The sequence below is a fragment of the Methylobacterium sp. CM6241 genome (genome assembly GCF_054817845.1).
On the sequence record NZ_CM139246.1, the window covers coordinates 2,514,600 to 2,528,068 of the forward strand.

A 13,469-nucleotide genomic window follows, 5' to 3' on the forward strand; every position below is an offset into this window, starting at 1 on the left:
TTTGATGACGCGACCTCTGCTCGCTTCGCAGCGGACCCCTTTCAAGCAAGGCGCAGAGATGCTGCGTTGCGCCACAAATTTTTTGAGTGGCGACGAAGTTTTTTGCATTTTCCTTCGACCGCGAACCTCGGCATAGTCAGGTCCAAGGTGACCCACCGGATCGCGCTGGAAAGCGTGTGTCCGGAGCCCGCACGAGGCAAAATCAAGGTCGCCGACGAGGTGAGAAACGACGTCCACGGCCATGGGAGTGTGCGAACACCGCGCGCCCCGGCCAACGGAGAGAGGCTTGATTCAGTCGAAGGCGGTTGCGTCGAGCATTCCGGATCTCGCGGGCATCGAAGATGCCTCGGGGCTGGCCTCACGCCACCCGTCGATTGACGCGGACCATGCCATCGCATCCGGCCGGAAAAACGTGAGCCGGGCGTTCGGCAACGTTGTCGTATCCTCATCCAAAGCTTAGGAACCGCACTGGCGTCGACCCAAGCCGGATCGCGACCTTAGACCACCGTATTCGAACCCAGCGTCGTGCGCTGCGTGCACGCGAACCAAAGAAGAACCGGAGACACAACATGGCGGCAACGAGACGACCGGGTCGGAATCATCTGTTCGTTCCGGGCCCGACGAACATTCCTGACCGCGTTCAGCGGGCGATGATCGTCCCCTCGGAAGATCACCGTTCGGTCGACTTCCCGACGCTGACCAAGCCCCTGTTCGAAGAGACCAAGGCGGTCTTCGGCTCCACCGAAGGTACCATCTTCCTGTTCCCCGCGTCCGGCACCGGCATCTGGGAATCCGCGCTGACGAACACGCTGCACCGTGGCGACAAGGTTCTGACCTCGCGCTTCGGCCAGTTCAGCCACCTCTGGATCGACATGGCCCAGCGCCTCGGCCTGAACGTGATCGTTCAGGAAGAAGAGTGGGGCACGGGTGCGAACCCGCAGCGGATCGAGGAGGCGCTGCGCGCCGACACGAACCACGAGATCAAGGCCGTCATGACGGTCCATAACGAGACCGCCACCGGCGTCACCAGCGACATCGGTGCCGTGCGCAAGGCGATCGACGCGGCCGGCCACCCTGCGCTTCTCTTCGTCGATGGCGTATCCTCGATCGGCTCGCTGCCGTTCTACGCCGACGAGTGGAAGGTCGATTGCGCCATTGCGGGCTCGCAGAAGGGCCTGATGCTCCCCGCCGGTCTCGGCGTGATCTGCGTCAGCCAGAAGGCTTTGAAGGCTGCCGAATCGTCGTCGGGTCCGAACGATCGCCTCGCGCATGTCTATTTCGACTGGGCCGACCACCAGAAGCAGAACGGCGCCGGCTACTTCCCCTACACCCCCGCCTTGCCGCTTCTCTACGGCCTGCGCGAGGCACTCGCCTGCCTGCGGGAAGAAGGTCTCGAGAACGTCTACCACCGCCATGCCGTGCTCGCCGAGGCGACCCGTCAGGCCGTGGCGGCCTGGGGTCTCAAGACCTGCGCCAAGGAAGCCAAGTGGAACTCGGACACGGTGACCGCCATCCTCGTCCCCGAGGGCGTCGATGCCGCCGCGATCATCAAGCACGCCTTCGTGCGCTACAACCTCGCCCTCGGCGCTGGTCTGAGCCAGGTGGCCGGCAAGGTGTTTCGTATCGGCCACGTGGGTGACCTGAACGAGCTCTCGCTCCTCGGCGCCATCGCGGGCGCGGAAATGGCCATGCTCGACAACGGCGTGAAGGTGCAGCCGGGCTCCGGCGTCGCCGCCGCCTCCAGCTACCTGCGCGAAAACCCGCTCGCGAAGTCCTGATCACCGTGATTTCCCGGGGCCGGCCTCTCGCCGGCCCCGGGGCATCGTCTATAGAAGTGTGTATCGCGTAACGTCGCGCTTGGCGCGGAACGTCGCTTGAGGGTTCCAATGGCGCACAAAATCGTCTTCCTCGACCGTGAATCCCTCGATGCCAAGGTGCGCGAATTCAATTTCCCGCATGAATATACCGAATACGAGTCGACCTGGACGCCGGAAGAGATCGTCGAGCGCCTGAAGGGTGCCGAGATCGCGCTGATCAACAAGGTGCCGATGCGCGCCGACACGTTAAAGCAGCTGCCCGATCTCAAGCTCATCGCTGTCGCCGCCACTGGTACCGACGTCGTCGACAAGAAGGCCGCCAAGGAACTCGGCATCACTGTCGTCAACATCCGTAATTACGCTTTCAACACCGTCCCCGAGCACGTGATCGGCCTGATGTTCGCCCTGCGGCGCGCCATTGTGCCCTATGCAAATTCGGTGCGCCGGGGTGATTGGGCGAAGTCCACCCAGTTCTGCTACTTCGATTATCCGATCCACGACATCGCCGGCTCGACGCTGGGCATCGTCGGCTACGGGGCTCTGGGCAAGTCGATCGCCAAGCGCGCGGAAGCGCTCGGCATGAAGGTCATTGCCTACGATGTGTTCCCGCAGGAAGGCCTCGTGGATTTCGAGACGATCCTGACCGAATCCGACGTCATCACCCTGCATGCGCCGCTGACGCCGGAGACCCGGAACATGATCGGCGCCGAGCAGCTGGCGAAGATGAAGAAGCACGCCATCCTGATCAACACGGCGCGTGGCGGTCTTGTGGATGAGGAGGCTCTCGCCGAGGCGCTCAAAGCCGGAACGATCGGTGGCGCCGGATTCGACGTGGTGATGACCGAGCCGCCCAAGAACGGCAACATCCTGTGCGAGCTCGACCTGCCGAACCTCATCGTCACGCCGCACGTGGCCTGGGCGAGCAAGGAAGCGATGCAGATCCTGGCGGACCAGCTCGTGGATAATGTCGAGGCCTATGTTGCGGGCAAACCGCAGAACGTGGTCGAAGGCTGAACGCGACGACGAGTCGGCTCCCCGGAGCCGTAATCATTCGGGGGTCGCAAGGCGATACCCCGGACACCATGAATGCGGACGCCGATCGAGTCCGCACCGAGGGCGAGCCGGAATTACGGTCTCGCCGGCGGCGCCCCACGACGATGGGGACGGTCCATCGCGCGATCTGACGAGACGCGCCAATGACAACGATACGTCAGCCGCGCAGCGACGCGGGCAGAGGAAACGACATGACCAAGAAGCTGCTGTTCCAATTCGATACCGATACCGTTCCGAGCGTGTTCGACGTGGTCGTCGGCTACGATGGTGGCGCCGATCGCATCACCGGTTACGGCAACGTGACGCCCGACAATGTCGGCGCCTTGGTGGACGGGACCATCTACACCCGCGGCGGTTCCGAGAAGAAGTCCACGGCGATCTTCGTGGGCGGCGGCAGCATGGCGGCTGGCGAGGCCGTGTTTGAGGCGGTGAAGAAGCGCTTCTTCGGCCCCTTCCGCGTTTCGATCATGCTCGACTCGAACGGCTCGAACACCACCGCCGCCGCAGGCGTCGCTCTGGTTCAGAAGGCTGCCGGCTCGCTCCAGGGTAAGAAGGCCGTCGTTCTGGCCGGCACCGGGCCGGTGGGCATGCGCTCGGCCGCACTCCTGGCTCAGGAAGGCGCCACCGTGGTTCTCTGCGGTCGCTCTCTCGATAAGGCTCAGGCTGCCGCCGATTCGATCAACAAGCGTTTCAAGGTCGAGATCAGCGCCGCCGCCACGCCGGACGCCGCGTCTCGCGCCGCCATCGTCAAGGGCCAGAACCTGGTCTTCTCCGCCGGCGCCATCGGCCTCGAGCTTCTGGCCGAAGCCGATTGGAAGGACGAGGCCAGCATTGAGTTCATCGCCGATTACAACGCCCAGCCGCCCCTCGGCTTCGGCGGCATCGACGCCATGGACAAGGGCAAGGAACGCCACGGCAAGAAGGTGTTCGGCGCCCTCGGCATCGGCGGCCTCAAGCTGAAGCTGCACCGCGCCTGCGTCGGCCAGCTCTTCGACAGCGCCGAGAAGGTCTTCGACGCCGAGGAGATTTACGCCCTCGCCAAGACGATGGCCTGACCCATGAGCGAGAAGACCTCACCTGCCAACGAAACCATCCAGAGCTTCCTCGACGGGCTGGCAAGCTCGGCTCCGACTCCCGGAGGCGGCGGAGCCGCCGCCATCTCCGGTGCCATGGGTGCCGCGCTTCTCAGCATGGTGTGCAACCTCACCATCGGGAAGAAGAAATACGTCGAGGTCGAAGGCGAGCTGAAGGAGATTCTCGGCAAATCGGAGGCGCTCCGGGCCGAACTCACCGGCATGATCGCCGATGACGTCGAGGCTTTCGATGCCGTGATGGGGGCCTACGGCTTGCCCAAGAGCACCGACGAGGAGAAGGCGGCCCGTGCCGCCAGGATCCAGGAGGCGCTCAAGGTCGCCACCGACGTGCCGCTCGCCTGCTGCCGCGCCTGCCGCGAGGTCATCGACCTGGCCGAGGCCGTGGCTGAGAAAGGCAACCTCAACGTCATCTCCGATGCGGGGGTCGCGGTTCTCTCCGCTCATGCCGGCCTGCGCAGCGCCGCGCTCAACGTCTATGTCAACGCCAAGGGTCTGGACGATCGCGGATTTGCCGACGAGCGCCTGAAGCAACTCGAAGAATTGCTCGGGCCGGCGGGGCCATTGAACGAAAAGATCTACGAGGTCGTGAAGGCCAAGGTGAACTAAGATCGACGACAGGCCGGCGAGAACAAACTCAGCCGGCCTTTTTGTCTACAAGATACATTCCAGCCGCCATTAAAGGCGGAGTGAAAGAGAATGTAAAAAAATATTACAGCAGAAGCTCTTTCCGTGAAGTGAAATTTACGAGAGTGTCTGTCCCAGGGAAAAACGCCGAGGAGAACGCACATGGACGTGCATGAGTATCAAGCCAAGGAGCTGCTCGCCGGATTCGGCGTTGCGGTTCCGAAGGGCGCGGTGGCCTTCAGCCCCGACCAGGCGGTTTACGCCGCCACCGAACTCGGCGGCTCGTTCTGGGCGGTGAAGGCACAGATCCATGCCGGTGCACGCGGCAAGGCCGGCGGCATCAAGTTGTGCCGGACCTACAACGAGGTCCGCGACGCGGCCAAGGACCTCCTCGGCAAACGCCTTGTGACGCTCCAGACCGGCCCCGAGGGCAAGCCGGTTCAGCGCGTCTATATCGAGACTGCCGATCCGTTCGAGCGCGAACTTTATCTCGGTTACGTCCTCGACCGTAAGGCCGAGCGCGTCCGCGTCATCGCCTCGCAGCGCGGCGGCATGGATATCGAAGAGATCGCCGCCAACGAGCCCGAAGCCCTGATCCAGGTCGTGGTCGAGCCGGCCGTCGGTCTGCAGCAGTTCCAGGCCCGCGAGATCGCGTTCCAGCTCGGCCTGAACATCAAGCAGGTCTCGGCGGCCGTGAAGACGATCATGAACGCCTACCGGGCGTTCCGCGATTGCGACGGCACCATGCTGGAGATCAACCCTCTCGTCGTCACCAAGGACGACCGCGTCCTGGCGCTCGACGCTAAGATGTCCTTCGACGACAACGCCATGTTCCGTCGGCGCAACATCGCCGACATGCACGATCCCTCGCAGGGCGATCCGCGTGAGGCCCAGGCCGCCGAGCACAATCTCAGCTATATCGGTCTCGAGGGTGAAATCGGCTGCATCGTCAACGGCGCCGGCCTCGCCATGGCGACCATGGACATGATCAAGCATGCGGGCGGCGAGCCCGCCAACTTCCTCGATGTCGGCGGCGGCGCCAGCCCCGACCGCGTGGCCACGGCCTTCCGCCTCGTTCTCTCGGACCGCAACGTCAAGGCGATCCTGGTGAACATCTTCGCCGGCATCAACCGCTGCGACTGGGTCGCCCAGGGCGTGATCCAGGCGGCGAAGGAAGTGAAGATCGACGTGCCGCTCATCGTCCGGCTCGCCGGCACGAATGTCGAGTCGGGCAAGAAGATCCTGGCCGAGAGCGGCCTCGACCTCATTACCGCCGACAGCCTGTCGGACGCCGCCACCAAGGCCGTCGCCGCCTGCGACGCCGCCAAGCGCAGCCACTGAGACGAGGGGAGGATACGTCATGAGCATTCTGATCGACGAGAAGACCCCGATCATCGTCCAGGGCATCACCGGCGATAAGGGTACGTTCCACGCCAAGGAGATGTTGGATTACGGCTCCAACGTCGTCGGTGGCGTCACCCCGGGCAAGGGCGGCAAGACCCATCTCGGCGTGCCGGTGTTCAACACCGTCAAGGAGGCCGTGGAGGCCACCGGAGCCACGACCTCGATCACCTTCGTCGCCCCGCCCTTCGCGGCCGACGCCATCATGGAAGGGGCCGATGCAGGCCTGGCGCTGATCTGCTCGATCACCGACGGCATCCCGGCCCAGGACATGATGCGGGTGAAGCGGTATCTGCGCCGCTACCCCAAGGACAAGCGCACCATGGTGGTGGGCCCGAACTGCGCCGGCATCATCTCGCCCGGCAAGTCGATGCTCGGCATCATGCCCGGCCACATCTACCTCAAGGGCAATGTCGGCGTGATCTCGCGCTCCGGCACCCTCGGCTACGAGGCCGCCGCTCAGATGAAGGAGCGGGGCATCGGCATCACGACCTCGGTGGGTATCGGCGGTGACCCGATCAACGGCTCGTCCTTCCTCGACCATCTCGCCCTGTTCGAGCAGGACCCCGAGACCAAGGCCGTGCTGATGATCGGCGAGATCGGCGGTCCGCAGGAGGCCGAGGCCTCGGCCTGGATCAAGGAGAACATGACGAAGCCCGTCATCGGCTTCGTCGCCGGCCTCACCGCCCCGAAGGGTCGCCGCATGGGCCATGCCGGGGCGATCATCTCCGCCACCGGCGACAGTGCCGCCGAAAAGGCCGAGATCATGCGCTCCTACGGCCTGACCGTCGCCCCGAGCCCCGGCGATTTTGGTTCGACGGTCGAACAGGTGATGCGCAAGATCGCGGCGTGAGCCGACGAACCCTCCCCCCTCAGCGGGGGAGGGTGGTGACTGAGCGAGCGGAAGTGAGGGGCAGCGCCGACACTTCCGGTAAAGCGTTGCTCGCCTCGCCCAACCCGCTAGACCACCCCCTTGATCGCTCCGGCGCTGCGTTCCATGCTGCCGAAGCGGCTGCTCTTCACCGTTGCCCGCACGATGTCGGCGGCCATCGGCTCAACTCTGTTCGAGGTGGCCATCCGATGACCGATACTCTCCACGCCCCGGTCGGATCGCTCGACCACCCCTTCGCGCCGCCGGTCATCACCGGCACCTCGTCGAAGGAAGCGCTCGACATACTCTTCCACGCCCTGCTCGAAGTCGCCCGCCGCCACGAGCCGGAACTCGAAGCCGTCCTCCTCGGCACGGCCAACATCTCGGATTTCTCGCCGGAGCTTCTTGCCCGCGCGCTTCAGGTTCAGGGCATCTGGTTCCAGCTCCTCTCGATCGCCGAGCAGAATGCCGCCATGCGCCGGCGTCGCCATGTGGAGCGCAGCAAGGGGCGGGCGGAACTCTCCGGCAGCTTCAGCGCGGTCCTGGCGGATGCGGTCAAGAACGGCATCAAGGCGCCCGAGATCCACGCCCTTCTGAAGGACCTGCGCATTCGGCCGACCATCACGGCGCACCCCACCGAGGGAAAGCGTGTGACGGTGCTGGAGAAGTTCCGCCGCATCTATCTCGTCCTGCGCGAGCTCGAACTGCCGCGCTGGACCGAGCGTGAGCGCAACGGCCTGATGAACGAGCTTCGGGACCAGATCGAGCTCGTCTGGATGACCGGCGAACTCCATCTGGAGAAGGCCACCGTCGAGCGCGAGGTGGCCTGGGGCCTGCACTTCTTCGACGAGACTCTGTTCGAGATGCTGCCGGAAGTCCTCTACTCGCTGGAGGAATCCCTGGCCGAATATTACCCGGACGAAAAGTTCGAGGTGCCGGCCTTCTTCCAGTTCGGCTCGTGGATCGGCGGCGACCGCGACGGCAACCCCTACGTCACCTCGTCGGTGACGCGCGCCACACTTCAACGCAACGCGCTCGCCTCCCTTCGGCGCTATCGCGATGGCGTCACCGCACTCGGCCGCACGCTCTCCCTCACCGAGCGCTCGCTCCCCGTGCCGGCATCGTTCAAGTCCGAACTCGCCCAGCTGCTCACCGAGAGCGGCGACGGGCGCGCCATCGCCAGCCGCAATCCCGGCGAGGCCTATCGCCAGTTCCTCACCTGCATCCTGCGCAAGATCGAGGCGACGATCGCGCGCAACAAAGGCTTACGCTCGACCGGCCCGGACTATCCCAGCGCCGATGGTCTCATCAACGACCTGCGCCACCTCGAGGCCGGGCTCGCCGACGCCAATTGCCCGTCGCTGGCCACAGACCTCGTGCGCCCGGTGCGCCGCATGGTGGAAATCTTCCGATTCTCCACGGTGCGCCTCGACCTGCGCGAGAACACCACGCGCACCACGAAGACTCTGCATGCGCTCTGGCACCAGGCCAACGGCCAGAACAAGACGCCGCCCGCCCTCGATTCGGCGGAGTGGAAGAACTGGCTGCTGGCCGAGCTGGCGAGGCCTATGCACGGCGAGCGCTCGTTCGAGAGCCTGCCTGACGACGCCCGCGAGACGCTGGAGACTTTCGCCCTCGTCGGCGAGATGCGCGAGCAGCTCGACCGCGAGGCCTTCGGCTCCTTCATCCTGTCAATGACCCGTTCGGTCCCCGACATCCTCGGTGCGTACCTCCTCGCCAAGGAAGCCGGCAACTTCCTCGATGCCACCGGCACCGAAATCTGCTGCCTGCCGATCGTTCCGCTGTTCGAGACCATCGACGATCTTCGCGCCGCGCCCTCGATCATGAAGGAGCTGTTCTCGATCCCGGTGGTCCGCCGCTCCACCCGCTGGCAGGGCGGCGTGCAGGAGGTGATGATCGGCTACTCGGATTCGAACAAGGATGGCGGCTTCGTTGCCTCGAATTGGGAGCTTTACAAGGCGCAGGACAAGCTGACCCAACTCGGGAAGTCGTCCGGCGTGCCGATCGCTTTCTTCCACGGCCGCGGCGGTTCCGTGAGCCGAGGCGGTGCGCCGACGGCACGAGCCATCGCCGCCCAGCCGCCGGGCTCGATCAACGGGCGTTTCCGCACCACGGAACAGGGCGAAGTCGTCTCGTTCAAATACGCCAACCGGGGCACGGCGGCCTACCAGATGGAGCTTCTCGCGTCGTCGGTGTTCGACCACGCGCTGAAATCCGAGCGGGAAGCCATCAAGGTCCCGCGCAACGAATTCGACGACTCGCTGGAAGCCTTGTCCGGCGCGTCGCGCGCGGCCTATGTCAACCTGATCCAGCATCCCGACCTCGTGACCTATTTCCAGGCCGCGAGCCCGCTGGACGAGATCGCGCTCCTCAATATCGGCTCACGCCCGGCGCGGCGGTTCGGCGCCCGGTCCCTGGCGGACCTGCGCGCGATCCCATGGGTCTTCGCATGGTCGCAGAACCGGCACGTCATCACCGGATGGTACGGTGTCGGGTCCGGCCTGAAGAGCTTCCTCGACGTGCGTGGCGCGCAGGGCGAGGAACAGCTGAAGCGGCTTTTCGCCGAATCGAAGCCGTTCCGCCTCATCCTCGACGAGGTCGAGAAGACGCTGCTGATGGTCGATCTCGAGATCGCCCGCGACTATGCCGGTCTCGTAGCCGACGAGAAGGCTCGCGCCAGCATCTTCCCGCTGATCCAGGCCGAGTATGAGTTGACCCGCGAGATGGCGCTTCGCGTCAGCGGCGGCACCGAACTCGCGGAACGCTTTCCCCTGTTCCGAGATCGCCTCAACGGCCGCCTGCCCACGATCAACCAGGTCAGCCGCGAACAGGTGGAGCTGCTTCGCCGCTTCCGCGCGGAAGAGGATGAGGACAAGCGCGAGGCGGTGAAATCTGCCCTGCTGCTCTCGATCAACTGCATCGCCGTCGGCTTCGGTGCGACGGGCTGACGGTTTTGTAAGGATACCGAGGGCCGGGCACGGCCCTGGGACAGGCGCGAAAGCGTATCCCGACCGGTATGGTGGACCGCGTTTTGCGGTCTCTCACCAACGACCAGAACACGAACCCAAAGGAAGGATTCCCCAATGAGCTTTACCCTGATCCAGCAGGCCACCCCGCGCCTGCACCGCTCGGAACTCGCAGTTCCCGGCTCCAACCCGACCTTCATGGAGAAGTCCGCTTCCTCCAAGGCCGACGTGATCTTCCTCGACCTCGAAGACGCCGTCGCTCCCGATGACAAGGAGCAGGCCCGCAAGAACATCATCCAGGCGCTCAACGACCTGGATTGGGGCACCAAGACCATGATGATCCGCATCAACGGTCTCGACACCCACTACATGTACCGCGACGTGGTCGACATCGTCGAAGCCTGTCCGCGCCTCGACATGATCCTGATCCCCAAGGTCGGCGTGCCGGCCGACGTCTACGCCATCGACGTGCTGACGACCCAGATCGAGCAGGCCAAGAAGCGCGAGAAGAAGATCGGCTTCGAGGTGCTGATCGAGACCGCTCTGGGCATGGCCAACGTGGAGGCGATCGCCACGTCGTCGAAGCGCCTGGAAGCCATGTCCTTCGGTGTCGCCGACTACGCCGCCTCGACCCGCGCCCGTTCCACCGTCATCGGCGGCGTCAACAAGGACTTCTCGGTGCTCACCGACAAGGACGAGGCCGGCAACCGCGAGACCCATTGGCAGGATCCCTGGCTGTTCGCCCAGAACCGCATGCTGATCGCCTGCCGCGCCTACGGCCTGCGTCCGATCGACGGCCCGTTCGGCGACTTCTCCGATCCGGATGGCTACACCTCCGCTGCGCGCCGCTGCGCCGCTCTCGGCTTCGAAGGCAAGTGGGCGATCCACCCCTCGCAGATCGATCTCGCCAACGAAGTGTTCACCCCCTCGGAAGCCGAAGTCACCAAGGCCCGCCGCATCCTCGAAGCCATGGAAGAGGCCGCCAAGGCCGGCAAGGGCGCCGTGTCGCTGGACGGCCGCCTCATCGACATCGCCTCGATCCGCATGGCCGAGGCACTGATCGAGAAGGCCAACGCGATGTCGGCCAGCTGATCGGGTCGCTTCGTAGACATCGCTAAGCAGGACGGCCGCTTCCGAAAGGGGCGGCCGTCCTCGCTTTAGGCCCGAAATGTCCTATCGTCCGCAGCGTATCGCCGGGAGAACAGGCGCCGGGGCTACGTCTTCCCCCTTGGGCAGGACAGCCAAACGGCTCCGATCTCGTCGATCGACAGGGAGAAACCACCATGCATGTGACCATCGAAGACGCTCACAAGGCCATCGAGGCCGCCCGCGCCAAGGCTGTCGAGCTGGATACCCAGATGTGTATCGCCGTCGTCGATTCCGGCGGCAACCTTAAGGCGTTCTACCGGATGGACGGGGCCTGGGTCGGCTCCATCGACATCGCCCAGAAGAAGGCCAAGACCTCGGTTTTCTTCGGCATGATGACCGGTCAGATCGGCCAGTTGTCACAGCCCAGCGGCCCGCTCTTCGGCATCGAGCATTCCAATGAAGGCCTGGTCACCTTCCCCGGCGGCATCCCGATCGTCGACAAGGACGGCGAGATGTCCGGCGCCATTGGCGTCAGCGGTTCGAGCGTCGAAAACGACCACGCGGTGGCTCTGGCCGGCGCCAGCGCCGTCGGCGCGACCGAGCTGCCCGCCCACCCCTGGCGGACCTGAACCGGCGAAACCGACGACGCGCATCGGGTGCACCGCACGCGATGAATACCGTCGGTTAAGCATGCGCGCCCTATCACGGTCGCATCACCCCGAGCCGTGACAGGAGCGCCGATGACCCGGGACCAACTCGCCGCCGAACTGAAGCGCATGGCCAATGCGCAGGTCGCCGACATCGAGCGTGCGGTCAAGGACGGCCACCGGACCATCGCCCTCAACGAACTGGCGGATCTGAACCGCCAGTTGAAGGCCTTGGCCGCAGCCGTGAAGGCCCGGCCCGTCGTACGGGCCTGACACGATGGCGTCGGACGCGAGACCGCTTCAGTAGCGCGGATCGCGTCCACGTCCCTCCAAGGGCGGCTCTTCGGACAGTCGCTCCTCGCCGGCGAGCCCCTCCGCAGGGGGCTCGCCGCCGACGTAACCACCCTGATCCGGACGAGCCTCGTCGGCAAAGGGAACTTCCCGAGGTGGAGTCGGAGGCCGCCGGTAAGGCCTCGGCTCACTGTATCCACCCTCCGGCTCGCGCTCCGGTCTGAAGCGGTCCGAATGCTCCTCGCAGATCGTCACCCGCTTGATGATTTCCTCTCCCTCCGGTGTGATCCGACGTCGGATGACAGTCCGGCACGGCTCCGCGAGGCGGGACGGTTCGCGCCCGGGGCGGAATTCCTCGACCGGGGGAGGGGGTCGGCGCCCTCCGGGGAATTCGCGCGGCGATCCATAGGGCTCCGGGAAATCGGCGGCGAGCGCAGGGATGCCGCAGAGCGCCAGGGCCAGGAGGCCGCTGAAGATAGGCGGCCTACGGCGCGTAGCGACGGACAGGAACGGGTTTGCAGCCACGGAACGTCTCCGGAGAGATGACCGCCCCCGCCATGGGTATGCGGCACAGGATCATCCTGCAGCCGAGCCGCTGAACCAGAGCAGACGCCACCACTCGGAAAGTATTCATCTGGACGCGCGCCGCGATGGCGCCAACGACCGGCTTGCCTCGACGCTCAACTTTCGCCGTCGGCGGCTTTCTGCTTCTCCACCTCGGGCGCGACCTGCCCGAAGTTGAGGACGGCGACCAGGGCGGTCCCGCCAAACACGTTGCCGAGAAGAGTCGGAATGAAGAAGCGCGAGACGTAATCGCCCATCGAGGCATGGCCGCTGAAGACGAGATAGAACGTGTCGACGGATCCGGCCACGATATGGGCGAGGCCGCACATCGACACGAGCCAGGTCATCAGGATGACGATGAACGGCGCCGCCGAGCCGGTGGCAGGCAGCATCCACACCATCAGGGCGATGAGCCAGCCCGCGAACACAGCTTTGATCAGAGTCGTCCAGAACGTCGACTCGATCGTATGGTGGCTGATCGCGGCGAAGGCGGTGTGGATCTCGGATGCGAACGCATCCGAATAGGCGAGGACCGCGGCGATGGCAGCGGTGGCGACCATGTTGCCGACCAGAACGATGCCCCACAAGCGCAGGACACGCATGAGGGTGGCGACGCTCCGGTCATGGAGCAGGGGCAGGATCGGCGTCAGTGTGTTTTCGGTGAAGAGTTGCTGGCGGCCGAGGACGACGATGAGGAAACCGGTCGCGTATCCCATGCTGGTGATGAGTCCGGCCCATTGGGCCTCCGGGAGATGAGCCTTCAGTACGCCGGGGACGATGAGGGAGAAGCCCATGGTCAATCCCGCGGCGAAAGCCGAGAGGAACAGCGCCCCGCCCGTGCGCCGAAGCTCCTCGTCACCCTCCCGGCGGATCACCTCGTGTAGGATGAAGGCGTCGGGCCGCAGGCCCTCCGCTACGGATTCCTCCCGCTCGACCGCCTCATCCCGCGTGGAGCCTTCGTCTCGCTGCCCCATTCGAGGGACCTCCTGAAAACGGGCTCTATTCCCGCCTTCGACAAGGAAGCCATGGAC

Annotated in this window: 13 protein-coding genes; 11 read left to right on the forward strand and 2 right to left on the reverse strand. The window is 65.0% G+C overall.

Annotated elements, in window-relative coordinates; translation table 11 throughout:
* The first annotated feature begins 286 nt into the window (after window positions 1–286).
* From ACYQR9_RS11630 to ACYQR9_RS11680, 11 genes are all read left to right on the forward strand, one after another.
* Window positions 287–460 (forward strand): hypothetical protein, encoded by a 174-nt coding sequence (locus ACYQR9_RS11630; RefSeq protein ID WP_156467843.1) that lies wholly within the window; start codon window positions 287–289, stop codon window positions 458–460.
* A 109-nt stretch (window positions 461–569) separates the two neighbouring features.
* Complete coding sequence (locus tag ACYQR9_RS11635) at window positions 570–1,778, forward strand: aminotransferase class V-fold PLP-dependent enzyme (protein ID WP_056430067.1); 1,209 nt, start codon at window positions 570–572, stop codon at window positions 1,776–1,778.
* Between the two features lie 108 nt (window positions 1,779–1,886).
* Entirely contained in the window at window positions 1,887–2,831 is a 945-nt protein-coding gene (locus tag ACYQR9_RS11640) for a D-2-hydroxyacid dehydrogenase (protein ID WP_056430070.1), read from the forward strand.
* 230 nt (window positions 2,832–3,061) lie between these two features.
* The gene (locus tag ACYQR9_RS11645; RefSeq protein WP_056158646.1) at window positions 3,062–3,925 is read left to right on the forward strand and encodes an NADP-dependent methylenetetrahydromethanopterin/methylenetetrahydrofolate dehydrogenase; all 864 of its coding nucleotides are present in this window, start codon (window positions 3,062–3,064) and stop codon (window positions 3,923–3,925) included.
* Between the two features lie 3 nt (window positions 3,926–3,928).
* Window positions 3,929–4,570, forward strand: a complete 642-nt coding sequence (gene fchA / locus ACYQR9_RS11650; protein ID WP_207410703.1) for a methenyltetrahydrofolate cyclohydrolase — start codon at window positions 3,929–3,931, stop codon at window positions 4,568–4,570.
* A gap of 180 nt (window positions 4,571–4,750) precedes the next feature.
* Entirely contained in the window at window positions 4,751–5,929 is a 1,179-nt protein-coding gene (locus tag ACYQR9_RS11655; protein WP_461229655.1) for a malate--CoA ligase subunit beta, read from the forward strand.
* Between the two features lie 19 nt (window positions 5,930–5,948).
* Window positions 5,949–6,842 carry a succinate--CoA ligase subunit alpha gene (gene sucD / locus ACYQR9_RS11660; protein WP_056430080.1) on the forward strand — a complete coding sequence of 298 codons (894 nt, stop codon included), beginning with the start codon at window positions 5,949–5,951 and terminating at the stop codon, window positions 6,840–6,842.
* Between the two features lie 227 nt (window positions 6,843–7,069).
* Entirely contained in the window at window positions 7,070–9,829 is a 2,760-nt protein-coding gene (locus ACYQR9_RS11665) for a phosphoenolpyruvate carboxylase (protein ID WP_461224764.1), read from the forward strand.
* Between the two features lie 135 nt (window positions 9,830–9,964).
* A complete protein-coding gene (locus ACYQR9_RS11670; RefSeq protein WP_018042403.1) occupies window positions 9,965–10,939 on the forward strand; it encodes an HpcH/HpaI aldolase/citrate lyase family protein in 975 nt (324 codons plus the stop codon).
* A 191-nt stretch (window positions 10,940–11,130) separates the two neighbouring features.
* Entirely contained in the window at window positions 11,131–11,565 is a 435-nt protein-coding gene (locus ACYQR9_RS11675) for a GlcG/HbpS family heme-binding protein (RefSeq protein ID WP_461229656.1), read from the forward strand.
* A 111-nt stretch (window positions 11,566–11,676) separates the two neighbouring features.
* Entirely contained in the window at window positions 11,677–11,856 is a 180-nt protein-coding gene (locus ACYQR9_RS11680) for a hypothetical protein (protein WP_056430086.1), read from the forward strand.
* A 27-nt stretch (window positions 11,857–11,883) separates the two neighbouring features.
* Here ACYQR9_RS11680 and ACYQR9_RS11685 read toward each other — a convergent pair whose 3' ends face one another.
* Window positions 11,884–12,399 carry a hypothetical protein gene (locus tag ACYQR9_RS11685; RefSeq protein ID WP_461229657.1) on the reverse strand — a complete coding sequence of 172 codons (516 nt, stop codon included), beginning with the start codon at window positions 12,397–12,399 and terminating at the stop codon, window positions 11,884–11,886.
* A 155-nt stretch (window positions 12,400–12,554) separates the two neighbouring features.
* Window positions 12,555–13,412: a formate/nitrite transporter family protein gene (locus ACYQR9_RS11690; RefSeq protein WP_461229658.1), complete on the reverse strand. Its 858-nt coding sequence runs from the start codon at window positions 13,410–13,412 to the stop codon at window positions 12,555–12,557.
* Window positions 13,413–13,469 lie beyond the last annotated feature (57 nt).

Excerpts from the sequence above, each read along its gene's own strand:
- ACYQR9_RS11635 (WP_056430067.1), top strand. The coding sequence starts at position 570 with ATGGCGGCAACGAGACGACCGGGTCGGAATCATCTGTTCGTTCCGGGC.
- ACYQR9_RS11640 (WP_056430070.1), top strand. The coding sequence starts at position 1,887 with ATGGCGCACAAAATCGTCTTCCTCGACCGTGAATCCCTCGATGCCAAG.
- ACYQR9_RS11645 (WP_056158646.1), top strand. The coding sequence starts at position 3,062 with ATGACCAAGAAGCTGCTGTTCCAATTCGATACCGATACCGTTCCGAGC.
- fchA (WP_207410703.1), top strand. The coding sequence starts at position 3,929 with ATGAGCGAGAAGACCTCACCTGCCAACGAAACCATCCAGAGCTTCCTC.
- ACYQR9_RS11655 (WP_461229655.1), top strand. The coding sequence starts at position 4,751 with ATGGACGTGCATGAGTATCAAGCCAAGGAGCTGCTCGCCGGATTCGGC.
- sucD (WP_056430080.1), top strand. The coding sequence starts at position 5,949 with ATGAGCATTCTGATCGACGAGAAGACCCCGATCATCGTCCAGGGCATC.
- ACYQR9_RS11665 (WP_461224764.1), top strand. The coding sequence starts at position 7,070 with ATGACCGATACTCTCCACGCCCCGGTCGGATCGCTCGACCACCCCTTC.
- ACYQR9_RS11670 (WP_018042403.1), top strand. The coding sequence starts at position 9,965 with ATGAGCTTTACCCTGATCCAGCAGGCCACCCCGCGCCTGCACCGCTCG.
- ACYQR9_RS11675 (WP_461229656.1), top strand. The coding sequence starts at position 11,131 with ATGCATGTGACCATCGAAGACGCTCACAAGGCCATCGAGGCCGCCCGC.
- ACYQR9_RS11680 (WP_056430086.1), top strand. The coding sequence starts at position 11,677 with ATGACCCGGGACCAACTCGCCGCCGAACTGAAGCGCATGGCCAATGCG.
- ACYQR9_RS11690 (WP_461229658.1), bottom strand. The coding sequence starts at position 13,412 with ATGGGGCAGCGAGACGAAGGCTCCACGCGGGATGAGGCGGTCGAGCGG.